The organism is Ruminococcus sp. CAG:379 (assembly GCF_000434255.1).
Classification (GTDB): Bacteria; Bacillota; Clostridia; order Oscillospirales; family Ruminococcaceae; genus Ruminococcus_F; species Ruminococcus_F champanellensis.
In genome coordinates this window covers 21,881-44,407 of record NZ_FR894923.1, presented here as the reverse complement: position 1 = coordinate 44,407, position 22,527 = coordinate 21,881, and the positions used below count along the sequence as shown (strand labels likewise).

20 protein-coding genes are annotated in these 22,527 nt (G+C 56.7%); 11 read left to right on the top strand and 9 right to left on the bottom strand.

Going from position 1 to position 22,527, the window contains the following annotated elements; genetic code table 11:
• The 4 genes from QVO51_RS09740 to QVO51_RS09725 all read right to left on the bottom strand — a co-directional run.
• Positions 1–1,066, bottom strand: a 1,066-nt coding sequence (locus QVO51_RS09740) for a S1C family serine protease (RefSeq protein WP_288168120.1), incomplete at its 3' end; no start/stop codon positions are given.
• The gene (locus QVO51_RS09735) at positions 1,060–1,527 is read right to left on the bottom strand and encodes a hypothetical protein (protein ID WP_022358240.1); all 468 of its coding nucleotides are present in this window, start codon (positions 1,525–1,527) and stop codon (positions 1,060–1,062) included. The genes QVO51_RS09735 and QVO51_RS09740, both read right to left, overlap by 7 nt.
• A gap of 4 nt (positions 1,528–1,531) precedes the next feature.
• Complete coding sequence (locus QVO51_RS09730) at positions 1,532–2,980, bottom strand: sensor histidine kinase (protein ID WP_022358239.1); 1,449 nt, start codon at positions 2,978–2,980, stop codon at positions 1,532–1,534.
• 111 nt (positions 2,981–3,091) lie between these two features.
• Positions 3,092–3,790: a response regulator transcription factor gene (locus QVO51_RS09725; protein WP_015557631.1), complete on the bottom strand. Its 699-nt coding sequence runs from the start codon at positions 3,788–3,790 to the stop codon at positions 3,092–3,094.
• 345 nt (positions 3,791–4,135) lie between these two features.
• Between QVO51_RS09725 and QVO51_RS09720 the strand changes: the two genes are divergently transcribed.
• The gene (locus tag QVO51_RS09720; RefSeq protein ID WP_022358238.1) at positions 4,136–4,420 is read left to right on the top strand and encodes a co-chaperone GroES; all 285 of its coding nucleotides are present in this window, start codon (positions 4,136–4,138) and stop codon (positions 4,418–4,420) included.
• Between the two features lie 31 nt (positions 4,421–4,451).
• Complete coding sequence (groL, locus tag QVO51_RS09715; RefSeq protein ID WP_022358237.1) at positions 4,452–6,080, top strand: chaperonin GroEL; 1,629 nt, start codon at positions 4,452–4,454, stop codon at positions 6,078–6,080.
• 152 nt (positions 6,081–6,232) lie between these two features.
• On the opposite strand, the gene QVO51_RS09710 is transcribed toward groL, so the two are convergent.
• The gene (locus QVO51_RS09710) at positions 6,233–7,573 is read right to left on the bottom strand and encodes a CCA tRNA nucleotidyltransferase (protein ID WP_022358236.1); all 1,341 of its coding nucleotides are present in this window, start codon (positions 7,571–7,573) and stop codon (positions 6,233–6,235) included.
• Positions 7,574–7,761: 188 nt separating this feature from the next.
• Here QVO51_RS09710 and QVO51_RS09705 point away from each other — a divergent pair, with 188 nt between their 5' ends.
• From QVO51_RS09705 to QVO51_RS09680, 6 genes are all read left to right on the top strand, one after another.
• The gene (locus QVO51_RS09705) at positions 7,762–9,201 is read left to right on the top strand and encodes a S1C family serine protease (RefSeq protein WP_022358235.1); all 1,440 of its coding nucleotides are present in this window, start codon (positions 7,762–7,764) and stop codon (positions 9,199–9,201) included.
• Positions 9,202–9,338: 137 nt separating this feature from the next.
• The gene (dpsA, locus tag QVO51_RS09700; RefSeq protein ID WP_015557626.1) at positions 9,339–10,217 is read left to right on the top strand and encodes a dipicolinate synthase subunit DpsA; all 879 of its coding nucleotides are present in this window, start codon (positions 9,339–9,341) and stop codon (positions 10,215–10,217) included.
• Positions 10,210–10,794 (top strand): dipicolinate synthase subunit B, encoded by a 585-nt coding sequence (locus QVO51_RS09695; RefSeq protein ID WP_015557625.1) that lies wholly within the window; start codon positions 10,210–10,212, stop codon positions 10,792–10,794. The genes dpsA and QVO51_RS09695 overlap by 8 nt, the downstream gene beginning before the upstream one ends.
• A 55-nt stretch (positions 10,795–10,849) precedes the next feature.
• Positions 10,850–11,122, top strand: coding sequence for a hypothetical protein (locus tag QVO51_RS09690; protein ID WP_022358234.1), 273 nt, complete (start codon positions 10,850–10,852; stop codon positions 11,120–11,122).
• 104 nt (positions 11,123–11,226) lie between these two features.
• Positions 11,227–11,514, top strand: a complete 288-nt coding sequence (locus tag QVO51_RS09685) for a hypothetical protein (protein WP_022358233.1) — start codon at positions 11,227–11,229, stop codon at positions 11,512–11,514.
• Positions 11,515–11,620: 106 nt separating this feature from the next.
• A complete protein-coding gene (locus tag QVO51_RS09680) occupies positions 11,621–11,848 on the top strand; it encodes a hypothetical protein (protein ID WP_022358232.1) in 228 nt (75 codons plus the stop codon).
• A 52-nt stretch (positions 11,849–11,900) separates the two neighbouring features.
• On the opposite strand, the gene QVO51_RS09675 is transcribed toward QVO51_RS09680, so the two are convergent.
• Both QVO51_RS09675 and QVO51_RS09670 read right to left on the bottom strand, forming a co-directional pair.
• The gene (locus QVO51_RS09675; RefSeq protein WP_022358231.1) at positions 11,901–13,019 is read right to left on the bottom strand and encodes a THUMP domain-containing class I SAM-dependent RNA methyltransferase; all 1,119 of its coding nucleotides are present in this window, start codon (positions 13,017–13,019) and stop codon (positions 11,901–11,903) included.
• Positions 13,020–13,068: 49 nt separating this feature from the next.
• Positions 13,069–15,504, bottom strand: a complete 2,436-nt coding sequence (locus QVO51_RS09670) for a transglycosylase domain-containing protein (RefSeq protein ID WP_022358230.1) — start codon at positions 15,502–15,504, stop codon at positions 13,069–13,071.
• A 340-nt stretch (positions 15,505–15,844) separates the two neighbouring features.
• Between QVO51_RS09670 and QVO51_RS09665 the strand changes: the two genes are divergently transcribed.
• The gene (locus QVO51_RS09665; RefSeq protein ID WP_022358229.1) at positions 15,845–16,192 is read left to right on the top strand and encodes a hypothetical protein; all 348 of its coding nucleotides are present in this window, start codon (positions 15,845–15,847) and stop codon (positions 16,190–16,192) included.
• A gap of 43 nt (positions 16,193–16,235) precedes the next feature.
• Here QVO51_RS09665 and QVO51_RS09660 read toward each other — a convergent pair whose 3' ends face one another.
• Both QVO51_RS09660 and mtaB read right to left on the bottom strand, forming a co-directional pair.
• Positions 16,236–19,958: a phosphoribosylformylglycinamidine synthase gene (locus QVO51_RS09660; RefSeq protein WP_288168116.1), complete on the bottom strand. Its 3,723-nt coding sequence runs from the start codon at positions 19,956–19,958 to the stop codon at positions 16,236–16,238.
• A 45-nt stretch (positions 19,959–20,003) separates the two neighbouring features.
• The gene (gene mtaB, locus QVO51_RS09655) at positions 20,004–21,326 is read right to left on the bottom strand and encodes a tRNA (N(6)-L-threonylcarbamoyladenosine(37)-C(2))-methylthiotransferase MtaB (protein ID WP_022358227.1); all 1,323 of its coding nucleotides are present in this window, start codon (positions 21,324–21,326) and stop codon (positions 20,004–20,006) included.
• 173 nt (positions 21,327–21,499) lie between these two features.
• Here mtaB and QVO51_RS09650 point away from each other — a divergent pair, with 173 nt between their 5' ends.
• Together QVO51_RS09650 and QVO51_RS09645 are read left to right on the top strand one after the other, a co-directional pair.
• Complete coding sequence (locus tag QVO51_RS09650) at positions 21,500–21,730, top strand: HPr family phosphocarrier protein (protein ID WP_022358226.1); 231 nt, start codon at positions 21,500–21,502, stop codon at positions 21,728–21,730.
• A 95-nt stretch (positions 21,731–21,825) separates the two neighbouring features.
• Positions 21,826–22,527: D-alanyl-D-alanine carboxypeptidase family protein (locus QVO51_RS09645; RefSeq protein ID WP_288168113.1), on the top strand; the 702-nt coding region annotated here is incomplete at its 3' end.

Below are 22,527 nucleotides of genomic sequence, written 5' to 3'. Positions count from 1 at the left end.
TGCTGCCGTATCGGCGGCACTTGGCAGTCACCGTATCTCCGGGGCCACGACCCTCCAGCGCAACGGACAGGGAATCGTAGTCATAGACCTCCTTGCCGTTGACGGCGTAAATGAAATCCCCGGTGCGTAGCGCCGTGCTTGCCACCGAGCAGTCTCCGGAAATCTCCTCGATCCAGATGCCCTGGAAATCCTCCGGGATCTCATAGCCCTCCTGCTTTTCAAAGAGCCGCTGCGTATAAGTGTCCTCCGTGCTGTAGAAGGTGATACCGATCCGGTATCTGCCGGCAATATAGCCGTTCTGGATCAGCTCCTCAATAATGGGCAGCGCCTCATTGATGGTAATGGCAAAGCCCAGTCCCTCATAGCTGGAGCTGACATACTTGGAGGAGGTAATGCCGATGACCTGCCCGAACATATTCACCAGTGCGCCGCCGGAATTGCCGGGACTGATGGCGGCGTTGGTCTGGATACAGGTCATTTCATAGCCGGTGCTGTCCGCCCGGATCTTCCGGTTCAGCCCGGACACGATGCCGTTGGTGAGGGTGCCGGACAGCCCTGCCGGATTGCCGATGGCGACCACCTCTTCTCCCAGCACAGTTTCGTTGGAATCTCCCAGCACAGCTACCGTCAGATCCGCTGCATCGATCTTTAGCACTGCAATGTCCGTCTTGGCATCCCTGCCCACCAGCTTTGCCGGGTGGGGGGAATCATCGTCCAGATGCACCACATAGGTTTTTGCGCCGTTGAGCACATGCTCATTGGTCACAATATATCCATCCTCGGAAATAATGATGCCAGAGCCACTGCCGATCACCAGAGAGTCCACCTCCCCGTAGGTGTAGATCTCCACGATGCTGGGGCGCACTGCCTGGGCAATACCCTCTACGGTATATCTGCCCGTATCGTCCTTATAATTCTCCGGTACATCCGGCTTTTTCTGGGTGCCGATGCTGATATGGACTCCGCCAGGGTCGGACTGCATCGCCCCATGGGACAGATCCCGCACTATACAGTACACGGAAAAGCCCAGGATCAGCACAAAACCCACAATGGCGGCAATCAGCATGGCACGGTTGATCCGTGCCGGAGAAGGCTCTGCCGGCGCAGGCTCCGGAGCGAACCGGGGCGGCGTGCCGTAGTATCCCTGGGCATAGCCCTGCTGCCCGTAGGGCTGCTGATTCTGATAGGTACGCTGATACTCTGATAGGTACTCTGATATCCATGCCCATAGGGCTGCTGATTCTGATAAGTACTCTGATATCCCTGCCCATAGGGCTGCTGATTCTGATAGGTACTCTGATATCCATGCCCATAGGGCTGCTGATTCTGATAAGTACTCTGATATCCCTGCCCATAGGGCTGCTGATTCTGATAGGTACTCTGATATCCATGCCCATAGGGCTGCTGATATCCGGACTGACTGTCGGGACTGGTCTGGTTCTGTGCCGGTGTCCCGGCAGCGGCAGGCTCCTGAGCAGGGGATGCCTCCGGCTGGCTGCCACTGTGTTCGTACTGGTTTTCTTCCATGTTCCTAATCCTTTCGTTCCTTGGGGGGCAGTTGCTTTTTCCCCTTCACGGGCAGCGTGATCACAAATTCCGTATAGTCCCCCTTCACGCTCTTTACCATAATATTGCCGTTGTGGAGCCGGATGATACGACTGACAATGGACAGCCCCAACCCCACCCCGGTGGTATCCTTGCTCCGGGATTCATCGGTCTTGTAGAACCGGTTGAACACGTTGGAAAGCTCCTCCTCGCTGAGACCCTCTCCCGTGTTGCGGATCACCACCTGGCACTGCTCTCCCTGGGGCATCACCGAAAAGGTCAGCTCCCCGTTCCTGGGAGTGAATTTTACCGCATTTTCGATCAGATTGTAGAATACCTGCTGCATCAGATCCTTATCCGCCTGCACCTCCGCCCGGGGACAGTCCTCCAGACCGCAGACCTGGATCTGCCGGGCTTCGATCTTCTGCTCAAACATAAATAACGTGGAAATCAGCAGACCGGTCAGTTCCACCGGCACCAGCTTCAGCTCCATGCCCCCCTCCTCAAACTTGGAGATGTTCAGCATGGAGCTGACCAGCCGGGACAGGCGCTTCACCTCTCCCGAGATCCGCCGCAGATAGCCCTGCTGCTGCTCCGGAGGAATGGTACCATCCAGAATTCCGTCCACAAAGCCACTAATCGTGGTCATAGGGGTGCGCAGCTCGTGGGACACGTTGGACACGAAGCTTTTCCGGTTCTTCTCGTTGGAATCGATAAAGTCCGCCATCCGCCCCATGGTCATGGCAAGATAGGTCAGCTCTCCTGCGTCCGCCACATCCGGCTTGAAGGAAAAATCCCCGTCCGCATAGCGTTCTGCGGCCTTGGTGATCTCCTTCACCGGTTTCAGCATATGCCGGGTATTGAAGTAAAAGACGATGGCTGCAAGAACCGTCACTGCCATCAGACCGATCACCAGCACGAAGAACAGCTCCTTGGAAAAGCCGGTCAGTTGCTCCGCCGGATACACCAGCGCCAGATATGCTCCATGCTCCTGATCCGTATCATACAGCTGGAAATGCTCAATATAGCACACGCTAAGCTCCTGGGTCAGACCCGTGAACTGATTGACCTGGAAGGTGGGCTTGCGCTGCACGGAGTTCATCAGAGAGTCACTGAGCCGGATAGAGCCGTCCGCATAATCCGAGCGCAGCAGACACGAACCGTTTTCGTCAAACAGATAGCAGGATACATTATAGGTCAGAGCATAGTAGGAAAACTGGGAGTGGATCTGGGGGGTATCCACACTGCCGTACCGGCTATAATTTTCCCGGGTCTCCGTGATCATCAGATGCGCCATATTGGCTGCCTGCTCCCGCTTTTCATCCTCATATCTGCCATCCGCCCACAGAAGCACCAGGCTTCCCAGCAGGGCGGCAAAGAAAAAGGTAATGATCGTCCCCAGGTAGAAATACCGGGAGAAAATGCTTTTCTTCATTGCATCAACCGCCTATGCTCTTTCCATGTCCAAAGGGAAATGAACACCGCACAAAGCACACCCAATGGCTTTGTACGTCCATTCGGCACACACGCTTTGTGCGGTGTTTCCTTAGTCTTCTTCGTCCGTCTCAAATTTATAGCCTACGCCCCAGACGGTTTTCAGCTCCCACTTGTCCGAAACACCCTCCAGCTTTTCACGCAGCCGCTTGATGTGTACGTCAATGGTACGGGAATCTCCGTAGTACTCAAAGCCCCATACCTCATCCAGCAGCTGATCCCGGGTGTATACCCGGTTGGGGTTGGACGCCAGGTAGAACAGCAGCTCCAGCTCCTTGGGGGGAGCGTCCACAACCTTGCCGTCCACCTTCAGCTCATACCGGGTCATGTTCACAGAAAGCTTGTCATAGCGAACCTCCCGGACCTCCATTTCCGCCGGAGACTGACCGGTGCGGCGCACCACCGCCTTGATCCGGGCGATGACCTCCTTGCTGTCAAAGGGCTTGACGATATAGTCGTCCGCCCCAAGCTCCAGACCCAGTACCTTATCAAAGGTATCGCTCTTGGCGGTGATCATCAGGATCGGGATATTGGACTTTTTCCGGATCTCCCGGCAGACCTGCCAGCCGTCCAGTCCGGGAAGCATTACGTCCAGCAGAACGATGTCCGGCTTTAAGGCGTTGAACTTGACCACAGCTTCCTCCCCGTCGTGGGACAGGATCACGCTGTAGCCCTCCTTCTCCAGGTAGAGCCGCAGCAGGTCGCAGATATTTTTATCATCATCCACAATTAAAACTTTATCCAGTGCCATATTTTCCTCTTTTCCGCACAATTCGTGCTTCGGGATTCCTTTTTATTATACAATATATAACGCAATTCATATACGCATAAATTGTGTCTGGTGTATGAACAAATCGTAAACAGTCCCATAGAGATTGGCAAATGCCTTGAGATGCCAAAAGTATGTATTTGTACATTCTGCACAATGTAATTTATTTTTCTTCGTGTATACTGTGGAATCCTACAAAAATAATAGAAATGCGCAAAAACCCCTTGATTTTTTATAGGAAGTTGGTAAAATAGGTATTAGCACTCGGACAGTTTGAGTGCTAATACAACGCAAGCGCAAGTACAGCAAGTACAGGAGGAATGAACAATGACTATCAAACCATTGGCAGACAGAGTTGTCATTAAAATGATGGAAGCAGAGGAAACCACCAAGGGCGGCATCATTCTTGCAGCGTCCGCACAGGAAAAGCCTCAGGTTGCTGAGATCGTAGCAGTCGGCCCCGGCGGCGTGGTAGACGGCAAGGAAGTAAAAATGTACTTGAAGGTGGGCGACAAGGTGCTGCTGAGCAAGTATGCAGGCACCGAGGTCAAGCTGGACGGAGAGGATTACACCATCCTGCGTCAGAGCGACATTCTCGCAATTGTAGAATAAATCAGATCATACCAAAAGGAGATTGAGGAACATGGCTAAGCAGATCAAGTACGGCGAAGAAGCAAGAAAGGCACTCCAGGCAGGCATCGACAGCCTGGCGGATACGGTCAAGATCACACTGGGCCCCAAGGGCAGAAACGTGGTTCTGGACAAGAAGTTCGGCGCTCCGCTGATCACCAATGACGGCGTGACCATTGCAAAGGAGGTCGAGCTGGAGGATCCCTTTGAGAACATGGGCGCACAGCTGGTCAAGGAGGTTGCAACCAAGACCAATGACGCTGCCGGCGACGGCACCACCACTGCCACCCTGCTGGCACAGGCAATGGTTCGGGAAGGCATGAAGAACATCGCAGCAGGCGCAAATCCCATGATCGTCAAGAAGGGCATCCAGAAGGCTGTTGACGCAGCAGTCAACGCCATCAAGGCAAACTCCAAGCCGGTAGAGGGCAGCGCAGACATCGCAAGAGTCGGCACCGTATCCTCCGCAGACGAGAACGTGGGCAAGCTGATTGCCGAGGCAATGGAGAAGGTTTCCACCGACGGTGTCATCACCCTGGAGGAAAGCAAGACCGCAGAAACCTACAGCGAGGTCGTTGAGGGCATGCAGTTTGACCGGGGCTACATCTCCCCCTATATGGTCACTGACGCAGACAAGATGGAAGCAGTTTACGATGACGCTTACATTCTGATTACCGATAAGAAGATTTCCTCCATCCAGGAGATCCTGCCTCTGCTGGAGCAGGTCGTACAGGCTGGCAAGAAGCTGGTCATCATTGCAGAGGATATGGAGGGCGAAGCGCTCACCACCATCATCCTCAACAACCTGAGAGGCACCTTCAAGTGTGCTGCTGTCAAGGCACCGGGCTTTGGCGACAGAAGAAAGGAAATGCTGAAGGATATCGCCATCCTCACCGGCGGTGAGGTTATCACCTCCGAGCTGGGTCTGGAGCTGAAGGATACCACCATTGCACAGCTTGGCCGTGCAAAGCAGGTAGTCATCCAGAAGGAGAACACCATCATCGTGGACGGCGCAGGGGCATCCGAGGAGATCAAGGCTCGCATCAGCCAGATCCGCAGCCAGATCGAGACTGCAACCTCCGATTTTGACAAGGAAAAGCTCCAGGAGCGTCTGGCAAAGCTGTCCGGCGGCGTAGCTGTCATCAAGGTGGGCGCTGCAACCGAGATCGAGATGAAGGAAAAGAAGCTGAGAATCGAAGACGCTCTGGCTGCTACCAAGGCTGCTGTTGAGGAAGGCATCGTTGCCGGCGGCGGCACAGCCCTCATCAATGCGATTCCGGCAGTGGAAAAGCTGCTGCCCAGCCTGGACGGGGACGAAAAGACCGGTGCAAAGATCATCCTCAAGGCACTGGAGGAACCGGTTCGCCAGATCGCACGGAATGCCGGTCTGGAAGGCAGCGTCATCATCGACAAGATCCGCCGCTCCAGAAAGGTTGGCTACGGCTTTGACGCATACAACGAAACCTATGTGGATATGATCCCTGCCGGCATCGTAGATCCGACAAAGGTAACCCGTTCCGCATTGCAGAATGCAGCATCCGTTGCAGCAATGGTTCTGACCACTGAGAGTCTGGTTGCAGACATCAAGGAGGAGAATGCAGCAGCTGCTCCCGCAATGCCCGCAGGCGGCATGGGCTTCTAAGTCCGCTGTCTCACCTTATAAGCATCTAAGCATCATAAAACCGCCTTCGGCAACCCAAATGCCGGAGGCGGTTTTTGTTTGGGGACTGTACTATGCGCCGAACATTTCCGCAGGATATGGAGCATGCCACCATGGGGGAACACCACCATGGTTCAGAAGTCTGCACGCAGCTCCCGCAGGCATACCTGCGCCAGCTCCAGTAGCTGCGCCCGGTCGTTGCTTGCCCGTTCCGCCACCACTGCGTCCAGCAGCATTTGCAAAACCTGTCCGATCTGCCTGCCCTGCGCCCCGATGGCTGCCAGATCCCTGCCGTTCACCGCCAGCTGCTTTAAGGTCAGGCACGCCCCTGCATCCAGCAGGGCTCTGGCGTAATCCGCCGTCTCCAGCAGTCCCGGCAGCTCCTCCAGGCAAAAGGGCTGCTTGGCAGAATTGTCCGCACACATCACCTCAATGAGCCGGAAGAACTGCTCTGCCCCCAATCTGGACAGCGCATGCCGGACGGAAGCCCGACTCCGCAGCTTTTCCGCATGCCAGGCGATCAGCTCCGTGACCTGTTCACAGGTGTGCTTGTCATACCGGAGCCGGGGCAGGATCTTTGCTGCCAGAACTGCACCTCTTGGAGCATGCCCCTTGAAATGCCCGGTGCCGTCCGGATCCAGGGTAAAGCAGTCCGGCTTTCCCACATCATGCAGCAGCATGGTGAGCCGCAGCAGGGGATCCCTGGGCGCCGCTCCCACCGTATGGGCAACGTGGGTCCACACATCGTAACAGTGATACCGGCTGTGCTGGGCAAAGCCAAGACAGGGGGCAAGCTCCGGAATGGGCACAAACACCACATCCCCGTACCGGCACAGAATTTCCGTCACATGCTCCCCCATCAGCAGCTTATCCAGTTCTGACCGGATCCGCTCGGCGGAAACCAGCTCCAGCCGCTGTTTCATGCTGTGTACGGCGGCGGCAGTTTCCGGCTCCACGGCAAAGCCCAGCACGGAGGCAAACCGGATGCACCGAAGGATCCGCAAAGCATCCTCCGTAAAGCGGCGTTCCGGCTCCCCCACGCAGCGGAGTATACCCCGTTTCAGGTCATCCCGCCCGCCAAAGGGATCCGTCAGACCCAGCCGGGGGTGGTATGCCATAGCATTGACGGTGAAATCCCGGCGGGCAAGATCCTCCTCCAGGGTGGGGGTGAAGCGCACCGAGTCCGGGTGCCGTCCGTCGGAATAGGTGCCGTCCACCCGGTAGGTGGTGCATTCCAGGGACATGCCCTCCAGCAAAATGGTAAGGGTGCCATGGGCAATGCCGGTTTCAATGGTGCGGCAGGATGCAAATACCTGCTGCATCTGCTCCGGCAGAGCGTTGGTGGTCAGATCATAATCCGACGGGGTACGCCCCAGCAGCATGTCCCGGACACATCCTCCCACAATGTGGCAGGCATAGCCCGCCTGCTCCAGCAGCTCCATGGCGGTCAGCACCTGGGGCGGCAATGCGTGCATCCGAATCCCTCCTTCCCTGATTTTCGTCTGTTTCTATTGTACAATACTTCTGTGAAAGAATCAACCCCGCAATTTAACCGCCTTTTTGGTTGGCTATCATACAATTTTCACATTTCGGCGTATAATTAGAACCATAGAAACAAGAGCAACATCTCCCACCGGAGGTTACGATAGAAAGGATGAGAATCATGTTTGAACACAATCACGAAAACGGCAAGGATAACATGAACAATGCACAAAACCAGGGTTTCAATGAAACACCCTTGGATCAGGAGCCGGTTTACAACAGCTACAGCGCAATGCGCAATGACGAGCCGGGCAGCTATCAGCAGAGTTATTACAGCCAGCCCCAGCAGAGCATACCGGGGGACAGCAAGCCCCCGAAAAAGCGTCATATTCTCCCCAAGGTGGCAGCAGCCGTAGCCGGCGTTATGGTGGTGTCATTCGCCTCCATCCAGTGCTATCGGTTCATTGACGGCAACGAGACTCTGCGTGCATTTTTCGCTTCCACCAATTCTGGAGTGTCCCTGACGGACTCCTCCAAGGCAGACAGCTCCTCCACAGCAGACAGCAGTCTTGCGGACGACGGAAAGAACTGGATGAACCTCGCCGCATCCACCGGTACCCTTTCTACCACAGAGGTAGTTGACAAGGTAATGCCCTCCGTGGTGGGCGTAGCCTCCACCTTCAGCTACCAGTCCAGCGGCTTCGGCGGCTGGTTCGGGGCAGGGCAAAGCCAGGAGCAGAACGTATCTGGCACCGGTACCGGTATCATCATGTCGGCGGACGGCTATATCATCACCAACGCCCATGTGATCTATGAGTCTGACTACGGCGGGAAGGCAAGCAAGGTTTCCGTGGTACTGAGCAGCGATTCCGGCTATGACCAGACCGAATATGAAGCCACCATCGTGGGCTATGACGTGGAGGCGGATCTGGCGGTACTGAAGATCGACGCCAAGGACCTGGTTCCGGCGGAATTCGGCGACAGCGACAAGCTGAAGGTAGGCGAGCTTGCCATTGCCATCGGCAACCCCCTGGGCTTTGAGCTGTTCGGCTCCGTTACCTGCGGCATCATCTCCGCACTGAACCGGGAGGTCACCATCAGCGAAAATACCATGAATCTGATCCAGACGGATGCTGCCATCAACTCCGGCAACTCCGGCGGCCCCCTCATCAACAGCAGCGGTCAGGTCATCGGCATCAACTCTGCAAAGCTGTCCTCCAATTACTCCAACACCACCATTGAGGGTCTGGGCTTTGCGATCCCCATTACCGAGGCAAAGGCTATCATCAATGATCTGATTAACTTCGGCTATGTGACCGGTAAGCCCCAGATCGGCATCGGCGCAGCAGATGTCAGCGAGACCCAGTCCAGAATGTACAACATTCCGGTGGGCGTGTATGTGTCCGAAATCTATGAGGGCGGCGCTGCTGACCAGGGCGGCATCAAGAAGGGCGATGTAATCATCGCAGTAAACGGCGAGACCATCAAGACCTACGAAGAACTGAACGGCATCAAGAACAAGTTCAAGGCAGGCGATAAGATCACCCTGACCGTAACCCGTGGGGATCAGGATCTGGATATCGAGATCGTCCTCCAGGAGAAAAAGCCCACTGCGGACTAAGCAATTTTCAACATCTTTTTCATACTTCCTTTTTTTCAGCAGCTCTGTCGTATTTGCGGCAGGGCTGCTTTCCGTCTGCACACTTTTTCCGAAGGCTCATACACTGTAAGAGAATACTGAGGAAAGAGGCGGAGCATATGAGGCGACCTGCATTCCTTGTCGCAGGGGGAGATCTGCGGCAGTTATATACCGCAAGAGCATTGCTGCCGGAGGGCAGCGTATCCGTGCTGGGCTTTGATGAAAATGTGAACCTGCCGGAGGGACTGGAACGACTGGACAGCATGGAGCTTTCCGGGAAGCGGGCAGATTATCTGGTGCTGCCTATGCCGGTCACGGAGGACGGCGTGCTGGTGCATGCCCCCTTTGCCCGGCACAGCATTCCGGTGGCAGGACTGCCGGGACTTGTGAAAGCGGACGGTGCCGTATTCGGCGGCAGGATCCACCCGGCAGTGCGCAAGGTCTTTGACGGCGGTGCTGCGGTGGTGGATTACTACCAGCGGGAGGAGCTGAGCGTGCTGAACGCTGTGCCCACCGCAGAGGGCGCCATCCAGATTGCCATGGAGGAGCTTGCCACCACCATCTACGGGCAGAACGTTCTGGTCACCGGCTTTGGCAGGATCTCCAAGGTGCTGGTGCGGATCCTGACCGCCATGGGCGCCCATGTGACCGTGACCGCACGGAAGTATCAGGATCTGGCGTGGGCGGAGATCTCCGGTTGCCGGGCGGTACATATTTCCCGGCTGGAGGAGACTCTGCCGGGGTATGACCTGGTGTTCAACACGGTGCCGGCGGTGCTGTTGGATGAAGCACGGCTGTGGAAGCTGCGGAGCGACGCCCTGATCATTGATCTGGCATCCAAGCCCGGTGGCGTGGATTTTGACACCGCCAGCCGACTGGGCCGCAAGACCGTGTGGGCGTTGTCCCTGCCCGGAAAGGTTGCGCCCATTACCGCCGGGGATATGATCGCCTGCACCATCCGCAACATCCTCAAGGAAAGGAGTTTTGCTGATGATTGATCTGAAGGGGGTACGGGTCGGATTTGTGATGACCGGCTCCTTCTGTACCTTTGCTGAAGCGTTTGCCGCCGCAGAAGCCCTCCGGCAGGCGGGCGCAAGCCTTTTGCCGGTGATGAGCGAGCATGCGGCAGGCACGGACACCCGGTTCGGCAGTGCCCTATCCCACATCCAGCGGCTGGAGACCATCTGCGAAAAGCCGGTGATCCGGAGCATTCCAGAGGCGGAGCCCATCGGTCCCAAGCATCTGACGGATATTCTGGTAGTGGCGCCCTGTACGGGGAATACCCTGGCAAAGCTGGCTGCAAGCATTACCGACACCACTGCTACCATGGCGGTGAAATCCCACCTGCGCACCGGGAATCCCGTGGTGCTGGCGGTCGCCACCAATGACGCTCTGGCAGGCAGCGCCAAGAACATCGGGCAACTGCTGAATCTAAAGCATTACCGGTTCGTGCCCTTCGGTCAGGATCAGCCCACCGGGAAACCCACCTCTCTGATCGCCGACTTTACAAAGATCCCCCAGACCCTGGCGGATGCTTTGGATGGAAAGCAGCAACAGCCTATTTTACTATCTTGACAAAATCCCCCTCCTATGCTATAATGCATATAATTTCATATGGGAGGGGATGTTCTTGGCATTTATGAGCTTGGCACTCAGCTTTATAGCAGAGTTATCACTCGAAGAACTGCTGGATCTCTTTTCGGAATCAAGCCTGGAAGCCCTTATCATACTAACGGTATTTCTTGTGATTCCCCGGCATATCCTGGGCATCGTGCTGTTGGTAAGGGGCTGCTCCGCACGCTCCAGGGAGGGACGCACGACACATGCCATCGCACTGCAATGCATCGGTGTGATCCTGCTGCTCCCGATTGTTGATCTTATATTTTGCATCTTCTTTATTTAAGGCACCCCGGAGGTGCATCCATCTCCGGGCGTTATCTCTGTTAGCTTGACAAAATCCCCCTCCTATGCTATAATACATGTAATTACACATAGGAGGGGATGTTCTTGGCATTTACGGGCTTGACGCTCAGCTTTATGGCAAGGTCACCACTCGAAGAACTGGTGTATGGCATTTGGAACATAATCTTGGTGCTTGCTTACTTTGAAGCACTATTAATTGTACTCCCGCTGCGTGTCCTTGGTGCCGTGCTATTGGCGGTGGGCTGCTCAGTACGCGCCAAGGGTCGCCGGACACTTTCCATCGGATTGCAATGCATCGGTGTGATCCTGCTGATCCCGGTGCTGTTGTTCATGATGAGCACCCCTTTATTATTCTTTCTCTTAACGCCGTGATAACACCCCCGGAGGTGCATCCATCTCCAGGGTTCGTCTCTGTTGACTTGACGAAATCCCCCTTCTATGCTATAATGCATATAATTTCACATAGGAGGGGATGTTTTTGGCATTTATGGGCTTGACGCTCGCCATGGTCCTGATAGCGCTGTTCGTTCTGAACCTGCTGCGTATCCTTGGCGCCGTGCTGTTGGCAGGGGGCTGCTCCGCACGCTCCAAGGGTCATCCGGTACTTGCCACCGGGTTGCAGTGCATCGGTGTGATCCTGCTGCTCCCGGTGCTGCTGTCCACGGCATGCATCCCTGTATTTTATATCATCTGCATGCTGCAATAACAAACCCCGGAGGTGTATCCATCTCCGGGGTTTGTCTTAGTGTCAACACGACCTATTTAAAATACATGAACAGCTGGCACTTGAGCATACCGTTGTACAGCTTCCGCCGCTTGGAGGCAGACTTCCCAAAGTGACTCTCAAAGGTTTCGTGGGGAGAGATGATGTAGCAGGGATGGGCTGCGTCCGCCGGGAACCGCTTGCCCATAACGGCGTACAGCTCCTCCGCCTCCTTCACCTCCAGCATCCGCTCGCCGTAGGGCGGGTTGCACACCACCGTGGCATGCTCCGGCTGGATGAACTTCCGCACATCCCCCTGTTCAATATGAATCCGGCTGGCTACGCCGGCTTTTTTTGCGTTTTCCCGGGCAAGCTCCACGCAGTCCGGGTCAATGTCCCAACCGTATGCCTCAAAGTCCGCATCCCGGCGGACAGAATCGATGGCTCTGCCCCGTTCCTCTCTCCAGATCTCCTGGGGAACCCAGCCCCATTTGGATGCGGCAAACTGCCGGTTGATGCCGGGGGCAATGTGCAGCGCCTTGATGGCGCCCTCGATCAGGAAGGTGCCGCTGCCGCAGAAGGGATCACACAGCACGGAATTGCCCCGGATCCGGGCAAGATCCAGGATCCCTGCCGCCAGGGTCTCCTTGATGGGGGCAAGGTTGGCGTTCTGCCGATAGCCCCGTTTGTGCAGGCTTGTGCCAGAGGTATCCAGATACATGCACACATGATTGTTCTGTAAGCTGAACTGAATCCGGCAAACCGCACCGGTTTCCGCAAAGCTGTTGATGTGATAAGCGCCGCTGAGTCGATCCACCGCCGCTTTTTTGATGATGGACTGGCAGGCAGGCACGCTGTGCAGCTCGGAATTGAGGGAGTAGCCCTTCACCGGGAATGCGTCCAGCTTGCCGATGTACTGCTCCAGGGGGATCCGCTTGACCCCCTGGTACAGCTCCTCAAAGGTGACAGCGTCAAATTCTCCCAGCACCAGCAGCACCCGCTCCGCCGTAGCCAGACACAGATTCGCCCGTGCCAGCAGGGACAGATCCCCGGTAAAGGTGATCCGTCCGTCAGACACCTGTAAATTGGAAGCGCCGATCTGGGTCAGTTCAAATTTCAGTACACTCTCCAGTCCGAAATGGCATGGACAGCAAAATGTCAATTCCTGTTTCAAGCAAATTCTCCTTCCGGCGCAAGCGCCGTTTGGTTCGGCAGCGCCTGGCTTAATTATCAGCCGCAGGCTTGGTGGTTACCGGCGTGCTGGAGCTGCCGCCTCCGTGACCGGTACACTTGGGAGCATTGGTGGACTTCCAGTAGCCGGTAATGCCCTTGGGGCAGGAGCTGCCGGCAATGTTGCCGGAGGCAGTGCACATGGGCGCCTCGATTACGCTGTCGGAAACGAAGAAGTCGTTGCCGTCATAGTGCTCCTTGATGTAGTCCCCGATGATATTTTTCCAGATGCCGGCAGATTTCAGCCGCCCGTGACCCTGGATCTGATAGTTCTGCTCGTAGCCGATCCACATGCCGCTGACAAAATCCGGGCACAGACCCACAAAGGTCAGATCGCACCAGTCAGAGGTGGTACCGGTCTTGCCGGCAATGGGAATCTTGGTGCCGTCGGATGCAGTGATCTTGGCTGCGGTCGCAGTACCCTGCTTGACAACGTTCTGCAGCAGCTTGTTCATAACGGTGGAGGTTTCCTCGTCCACCGCCTGGTTGTAATCCGTGCCGCCGGAATATACCAAAGTGCCATCGCCGGATTCTACCTTACTGATGATGTGCGCCTTGGAGTAATAGCCCCCGTTGCCGTATACCATGTAGGCATTGACCAGGTTGGTGATGGAAACACCATAGGTCAGCGCACCAACGGACAGCGGTGCATAATCCTGGTCATTCTGCACCAGCTCCAGTCCCAGATTGTTGGTGGCAAAGTTGTAGATCTCGATTCTGCCCAGTTCCTTGCACAGCAATGCAGGAATGGTGTTGTAGGACTTTTGCAGTGCATAGTACACGTTCTTCATGCTCCCCGTGTAGGACATGCCGCCGCCGCTGGAGTAGTTGGTGGGCCACAGCTTGCCGGTTGCCGGATTCTTGATGGGGGGATAGTCCCGCAGCGGCGTGCCCCAGTGGATATAATCCGTGGAAAGGGCATAGCCGTAGGTGGTCACCGGCTTGATGGTGGAACCGGGCTGCTGGGGCTCATAGGCATAGCTGGTACACAGGGACGCAGTCTTTTCCCCGATGGCACCCACCGTGGCAAGGATCTCGCCGGAGTAATTGATGGCGCAGAAGCCGGATTGCAGGAACTGTGCTTCATCCTCGGATGTCACACCGTCTCCGTTCAGATCCCGCCAATGGGCAGTGTTATTCACAGTTGCCATGCCTGCCAGCAGGTTGTTCATATCCTGATACCGGCTCTCCACATATTCCTGCATCTCCAGGTCAACGGTGGTATAGATCTGATAGCCGCCTCTGTTGACACGGGATCTTGCTTCCTTCTTGCTGATGCCGTACTTGTCCATCAGCACCTCGGAAAGCTCGTTGATGGCAGCGTCCACCACCCAACTGGTAGGCTTATCCGGCTCGATCTGCGCATCCTCGTCCTCCTCCGGATGCAGCTCCTTGTACTCCTCGGAATCGGTAAAGATGATGTGCTCCGCCAGCGCTGCCTGGTACTCATCGTAGGAAATGGCGCCGTTGCTGTACATCTGATACAGCACGTATTCCTGGCGCTCCCGGTTCTTTTCGTGACCGTAGTTGACCCGCTCCCCGGTTTCATCGTCCACATAATACGCAAAGGGGTTCAGCTTCTCCGGGTTCTTGGGGATCGCCGCCAGGCAGGCAGCCTCCGCCACGGTCAGTTCATTGGTGTGCTTGCCGAAATACTTGATGGAAGCCATTTCAATGCCGTTGGCAGAGCCGCCGAAGCCGATGTAGTTCAGGTAGGCGGTGAGGATCTCCTCCTTGGTGTAGGTCTTTTCCATCTGCATCGCCCGGAAAATCTCCCGAATCTTCCGCTCTGCATTGGTGGCATTGTCTCCGGTGATGTTCTTCACCAGCTGCTGGGTAATGGTGGAACCGCCCTGGTTTGCCGACCAGAAATGCAGCACCATGTTTGCCATTGCCGCAGCGGTACGCTTGTAGTCCACGCCCTCATGCTCGTAGAAGCGCTCATCCTCTGCATAGGTAAAGGCATCCCGCACATGCTGGGGAATCTCGGAGGCTTCAATGGGGATCCGCTTGATGGAGCTGGGCACCTGGTGCAGGGTGACGATCTCCCCGTCCTTGTCCTCCGCATAAATAAAGGTGGAGTAGCTCATTTCCATTTCCTTGATGCTGACCTCACTGGTACCCTCCATAAAGCCCAGTACATACACCACCAGGGTGGTACCCACAATGGTGCAGGTAATCACCAGGATCAGCAGAAAGGACAGGGTGGTGGTCAGCAGAATGGAGCCGGCTCTCTGCAGACCCCTCTGCCAGGCAGGACGCTGTTTTCTGGGCTTTCTGGGCGCTGCCGGAGCCGTATGCTTCGGTGCCGTGCGCCTGGTCTTTGCGCCTGCCGGCGCAGCATGCTCTGCAGGACGCTTTCGCTTGGGGCGCTGTGTATTCCCTGCCGGACGCTTTGTTTTATTTGCCGGCCTTTTCGGTTCGGTCATAAGTGTGAAACTCCTTTCTTTCGGGCGAAAGAGTTATGGCAACACCGCACAAAGAATGTGTGGTAGATGTGCAACAGATTTTTCGTCAGATTGCATAGAAACGACGCAGGAATACTGGCGTATTGCAAGGAGCTTCTGTGTGATATGACGGAAAATTCGTCTGCAGATGCTGCGTAAAGCCGACAGGCAGGCTTTGCGCAGTGTTGCCTTATATATATTTGTATTATACCACAGCGTGCCCGATTTGTTAAGGGGATTTGAAAAAAATCTCGGCAAACGCATATTTTTTCTGATCCGGGGCAGACTCCTGTTGACAAAGAAGCCAGAAGGAGGCGGAACAATGAAAGCAACCGGTTATATGATCCTTGGCTCCATGACCTTTTCAGCGGTGGTGCTGATCGCCACCCTGTCCCAGATGGTGCGCTGGGAGCGTGCAGCAGCGGATTCCCTCGCCTTTGAAAGCACCATACCCACCCGGGCGGTGGAAACCACCATGCCCGCCGGGTATACGGTGCGGCTCCACAACGGCAGAATCGGAGTGTTCCGGACGGGAGAGAGCCTGCCCTACCGGTACCTGGATGCGGAGCTGTCCCTGCTGCCGGAGCTGGATCGGCAGTTGCTGGAGGAGGGAATCCCTGCCCGGGACGATGCAGAGCTGCAAAGCCTGCTGGAGGATCTGCGCGAATAAAAGGGCAGTGCATCTGCACTGCCCCATTGTAACTGCAACTCTTTTATTTAAAGTAGTTTACGCCGCTCTGGAAGATCAGCTGATCCTTGTTGCCGCATACGTTCTTGCAGATATCTCTGCCGATCCGCTCGCTGTGCCCCATCTTGCCCAGGACTCTGCCGTCCGGCGAGGTGATACCCTCGATGGCGTCAATGGAGGTGTTGGGATTGTAGCGGATGTCCATGGTGGGCTTGCCGTACTCATCCACATACTGGGTGGCAATCTGACCGTTGTTCGCCATCCGGCGGATCAGAGCGTCAGAAGCAACAAATCTGCCCTCCCCGTGGGAAATGGCAACCGTGTGCAGATCTCCCACCTTGCAGCCTGCCAGCCAGGGGGACTTGTCGGATGCGATCCGGGTGGTGACCATCATGGACTGGTGCCGTGCAATGGTGTTGAAGGTCAGGGTGGGGGAATCCTCGGTCATATCCACGATCTCGCCGAAGGGCACCAGACCCAGCTTAATGAGCGCCTGGAAGCCGTTGCAGATACCCAGCATCAGACCATCCCGCTGCTGCAGCAGAGCATGCACTTCATTCTTGATCCGGGGGTTTCGGAAGAATGCGGTAATGAACTTGCCGCTGCCGTCCGGCTCATCGCCGCCGCTGAAGCCGCCGGGCAGCATCACGATCTGGGACTGCTTCATCTGTGCCGCCACCGCTGCAACGGATGCTTCAATGTCCGATGCGCTCAGGTTCCGGATGACCATCACGTTCACATCCGCACCGGCACGCTCAAAGACTCTTGCGGTGTCGTATTCGCAGTTGGTGCCCGGAAATACGGGAATCAGAACCCGGGGACGTGCCGCCTTGATTGCAGGGCCCTTCCGGGACTTGGTTGCATAGCTGTAGGACTCGATGGTGGCAAACTCAGTCTTGATCCGGCAGGGGAACACGGACTCCAGCTTGCTTTCCCATGCCTTTTGCAGTGCCTCCGCCTGCATGGTGTAGCCCTCGCCGTAGATCCGGTAATCCGGCATGGTTCTGCCGATGATCTCCTCCCCGTAGCCAGCCTCGCCGGTCAGCTCTACGATAAAGGAACCGTACCAGGGCTTGAACAGGATGGTGTCGGACAGCTTCCGGGAAAATTCAAAACCGATGTGGTTGCCAAAGCACATTTTCGCAATGCCCTCGGCAACGCCGCCCCCTGCCACGCTCCATACGGCGCAGGCTCTGCCGCTGTCGATCATGGATTCGATCTGGTCGAAGCACTGCTTCACGCTGTCGAATACGGGCAGCCCGTTGCCGTCATACTCCGGCGCAATGCGGATGACCGTATGACCTGCTGCCTTGAATTCCGGAGAGATTACCTTCCGGCTGTCGGCGGTGCAGACTGCAAAGGAAACCAGCGTGGGGGGCACGTCGATGTTTTCAAAGGTACCGGACATGGAGTCCTTGCCGCCGATGGCTGCACAGCCCATTTCCAGCTGCGCCCGGAATGCGCCCAGCAGTGCTGCAAAGGGCTTGCCCCAGCGAACCGGGTTGTTCTGGGTGCGCTCGAAGTATTCCTGGAAGGTGAGCCAGCACTTGTGGTAGGTGCCGCCGGCTGCCACGATCTTGGCAATGGACTCGACCACCGCCATCATTGCCCCGTGGTAGGGGCTCTTTTCGCTGATGACCGGGTTGAAGCCCCAGCCCATCAGGGAACAGGTATTGGTCTCCCCCTTGAGCACCGGGATCTTTGCCGCCATAGCCTGGTTGGGGGTCAGCTGATACTTGCCGCCGAAGGGCATCAGCACGGTGCCGGCGCCGATGGTGGAGTCGAACTTTTCTACAAGCCCCTTCTGGGAGCATACGTTCAGATTGGACATGAGGGCTTCCCAGCCGTCCGGGGTATCCTCCAGCATATTGGGGATCTCCGTTGCCGGATCCGGCACCTCAATGTCGGTATACTTGGGAGCACCGTTGGAGTTGAGGAAGTCCCGGGACAGGTTCACGATGGTCTTGCCGTTCCAGACCATTTCCAGCCGCCGGTTGTCGGTCACGTCCGCAACCATGGTAGCCTCCAGATTCTCCCGGCGTGCCTCCGCCAGGAACCTGGACAGATCCTCCTTGGCGATGACCACTGCCATACGCTCCTGGGATTCACTGATGGCAATTTCCGTGCCGTCCAGTCCGTCATACTTCTTGGGCACTGCGTTCAGATTGATGAGCAGCCCGTCGGTCAGCTCTCCGATGGCAACGGATACGCCGCCTGCGCCGAAGTCGTTGCAGCGCTTGATCATCCGGGTGACCTCCGGATTCCGGAACAGGCGCTGGAGCTTCCGCTCTACCGGCGGATTGCCCTTCTGCACCTCTGCGCCGCAGTGCTCCAGGGATTCCAGGGTGTGGGACTTGGAGGAGCCGGTTGCGCCGCCGCAGCCGTCCCGTCCGGTTTTGCCCCCCAGCAGGATCACCACATCGCCGGGCACGGGTGCTTCTCTGCGGATATTCTCCGCCGGTGCAGCGCCGATGACTGCGCCGATTTCCATGCGCTTTGCCACATAGCCCGGGTGGTAGATCTCCGCCACATGACCGGTGGCAAGACCGATCTGGTTGCCGTAGGAGCTGTAGCCGTTGGCTGCCCCGTAGCCGTTGGCTGCCCCCACGGTGATCTTCCGCTGGGGCAGCTTGCCGGTGATGGTATCCTCCACCGGCACCAGGGGATTTGCCGCACCGGTGACACGCATTGCCTGGTATACATAGGAACGACCGGACAGAGGATCCCGGATGGCGCCTCCCAGACAGGTTGCCGCACCGCCGAAGGGTTCGATCTCGGTGGGGTGGTTGTGGGTCTCGTTCTTGAACATGAGGATCCAGTCCTCATCCCCGTTTTCGGTGTCCACCTTGATTTTCACGGAGCATGCGTTGATCTCCTCGCTCTCGTCCAGATCCGGCAGCTTTCCGTCCGCCTTCAGCTTCCGCACTGCCAGGGTCGCCATATCCATCAGGGTCAGGGGCTTTTCCGCTCTGCCCAGCTCCCGGCGGATCCGCAGATACGCATCGTAGGTATCCTGGATGTAGGGGGCAAGGATCTGTACGTCCTGGATGTTGGTGGAGAAGGTGGTGTGACGGCAGTGATCGGACCAGTAGGTGTCGATCATGCGGATCTCGGTAATGGTGGGATCCCGCCGCTCTGTATCCTTGAAATATGCCTGACAGAACTTGATGTCATCCAGATCCATAGCAAGACCGTATTGCTTGATAAAGTCCGCCAGTCCTGCCTCGCTCAGCTCGCAGAAGCCCTTGAGGGTCTCCACGGTGGTGGGGATCTCGTAGTTGCTGTCCAGGCTGGACACCAGGTTCAGCGAAGCCTCCCGGCTCTCCACCGGGTTGATGATGTATGCCTTGAGCCGGTCAAATTCCTGGTCGGTCAGATTGCCGGCAATGATGTATACCCGGGCATTCCGCACCCGGCAGCGATCCTTCTGGGTCAGAATCTGGATGCACTGCTCACAGGAATCCGCACGCTGGTCAAACTGACCCGGCAGATATTCCACCGCAAAAATCCGCTCCGTATTGGCAAGGCGGGGCAGGGTGTCATAGGTCACGTCCACCGCAGGCTCTGAAAATACGGTGCTGACAGAAAGCTGGAAATCCTCCTTGGTGATCTTGTCGGCGTCATAGCGGTTGATGACCCGGATGGAGGTGATGTCCAGCCGCAGGGCGGTGCGGATATCACTGAGCAGGGACTGTGCCTCTACGGCAAACTCCGGTTTTTTCTCCACATAGATACGAAAAACGGACATAGGCTTCACTTGTGATCTCTCCGGAGGGAGAAATCCACGCTCCTTTCAATCATTCTGGGCGGACGCTTCCGGCAGCAACGTGCCGATGCAGCAATCCGGCTCACTCGATTTTATTATAACACGGAAAACCGATTTGCGCAAACTTTTTTCTCCTTTTTTTGCGGAAATTTTTACGGGGGTGTAATTGGGGGTATAGCCCCGGTGCCACGCCGGATCCGCCGACCGCTCAAACAGCACCGGCATCACCTTTCCCACCTGGCTCCGGAGGAATGCCCTCCGGCAGGCTGCCGCCGTTTCCCCCATCAGCGCCGCCCGGCGACGTTTTTCCGGTGAGGGGATCTGCTCCGGCATCCGGGCAGCGACTGTGCCCTCTCTGGGAGAATAGGGAAACACATGCACCTTGGCAAAGCCCATCTCCCGGACAAATTCCAGGGAACGGGCAAAATCCGCCTCCGTTTCTCCGGGAAAGCCCACCATTACGTCCGTGGTCAGAGCGGCGTCCGGAAAGATCCGCCGGATCCGTGCCGCCAGGTCTGCGTATTCCGCCGTGGTATAATGCCGGTTCATGGCACGGAGGGTACGGTCACAGCCGCTTTGCAGGGACAGATGGAACTGGGGGCAGAACTGGGGATGAGCAGCCAGACGGCGCAGCAGATCGTCGCTGAGCTTTTCCGGCTCCAGAGAGCCAAGCCGCACCCGATCGATGCCCGGTACAGCACAGCAGATGTCCACCGCATCCCCCAGATCTCCCTGCCACTCCATGCCGTAAAAGGCAAGGTTGATGCCGATGAGCACCGCCTCCCGGCAGCCTGCCTGCGCCATCTGTGCCGTCTCCTGCGCCAGCGCCTCCCTGGGCTTGGAGCGACAGCGTCCCCTGGCGTAGGGTATGATGCAGTAGGAGCAGAACTGGTTGCAGCCGTCCTGGATCTTGATGAACGCCCGGGTTCTGTCTGCATTCTCCGCCGGGGGCAGCAGCTCATACCCCTCTCCGGGCGTATAAGGTGTCACCCCATCCCAGGGAACGCCGCTTTCCATCAACTGCCGGATCCTTTGGATCAGAGCGGCACGGTCCTTCGTGCCGGTTATGAGATCCGCCTCCGGGCACAACTGCGCCGCATCCGGATGCGCCTGGGGCAGACAGCCGGTCAGGACGATCTTTGCCGCCGGGCAGCGGCTCCGCAGGCTCCGCAGCGCATGACGCACCTTCCGGTCGCTGGAGGCGGTCACGGTGCAGGAGTTCACCAGGATCAGATCCGCATCCTCCGGCTGCTCCACCGGCTGAATGCCCTCCTGGGAAAGCATGCCCCGCAGCGCATTGGTTTCATATTGGTTGACCTTGCAGCCAAAGCTGAGATAATAAGCAGTCATGCAGCATTCCTTTCCACATTTGCACAAATGCAGTTTTTTCTTTTCGTATCCATTATACTAGATTCACGAATCGAATGCAAACAGCTTGACAATAATAGGGGAAGGTGCTATGATAAAGGCAGGCAAAGCGGAACAGGCTTTGCACACTACAACAGCATATGGGAGGTATTTTTATGACAACAGTAACCATTTCCCTGCAGGCGATCAATGACGTAAAGGAATTTGTAAACATCGTAATGCGTTTTGATTTTGACGTAGATCTGGTTTCCGGCAGATATGCCATCGATGCAAAGTCCATCATGGGTATCTTCAGTCTGGATCTTTCCAAGCCGATCGAGCTGCATGCGCATACCGATAATGCAAAGGAATTCCTGAACGCCATCGACAAGTTCATCGTCAAGTAATTCTGCACACCCCGGACGGCACAATGTGCCGTCTTTTTTTTATTCCTTCCGCATACACTGGCATAACGTCAATCACAACCGGGAGGGATCCGATCATGCGAAAACGTGCCCTGACTGCCCTTGTCACCGTCCTTGCTCTGGTGCTGCTGTACCTGCCGGAGCCGGGTGCCGCTGCCGGAAAGCCCTGCCGTGCCTATGTTCTGCTGGAGGCACGAACGGGACAGCTGCTGCTGGAGGAAAACAGCAGTGAAAGCCTGCCCATGGGCACCATGGCAAAGCTGATGACCATGCTGCTGACCGCAGAAGCCCTGGAATCCGGTGCTTTGTCAGAGGATACGGCAGTAACTGCCTCCCCGGCAGCGAATGCCCAGAAGGGTGCCTCCATCTGGCTGATGCCCGGAGAAAAGATGACGGTGGGGGATCTGCTCCGGGGCATGATCATCGGCAACGCCAACGACGCAGCGGTTGCCCTGGCAGAGGCGGTATCCGGCACGGAGGAGCAGTTTGTCATGGACATGAACGCCCGAGGCTTTGAGCTGGGGCTTCGCAGCACCGTATTCACCTGCGCCTCCGGTCTTTCGGAGGAGGGACAGGTCACCACCGCCGCCGACCTGGGCAGGCTCTGCTGCAAGCTGACGGAGTACCCGGTGCTGACCCCCTATATGACCACCTGGCGCACCTTTCTCCGGGGGGAGCAGACAGAGCTTGTGAACGAAAACACCCTGGTGCGCAGCTATGACGGGCTGCTGGGCATGAAGGCAGGACACGGGGAAAGCACCGGCTATACCCTGGCGGCG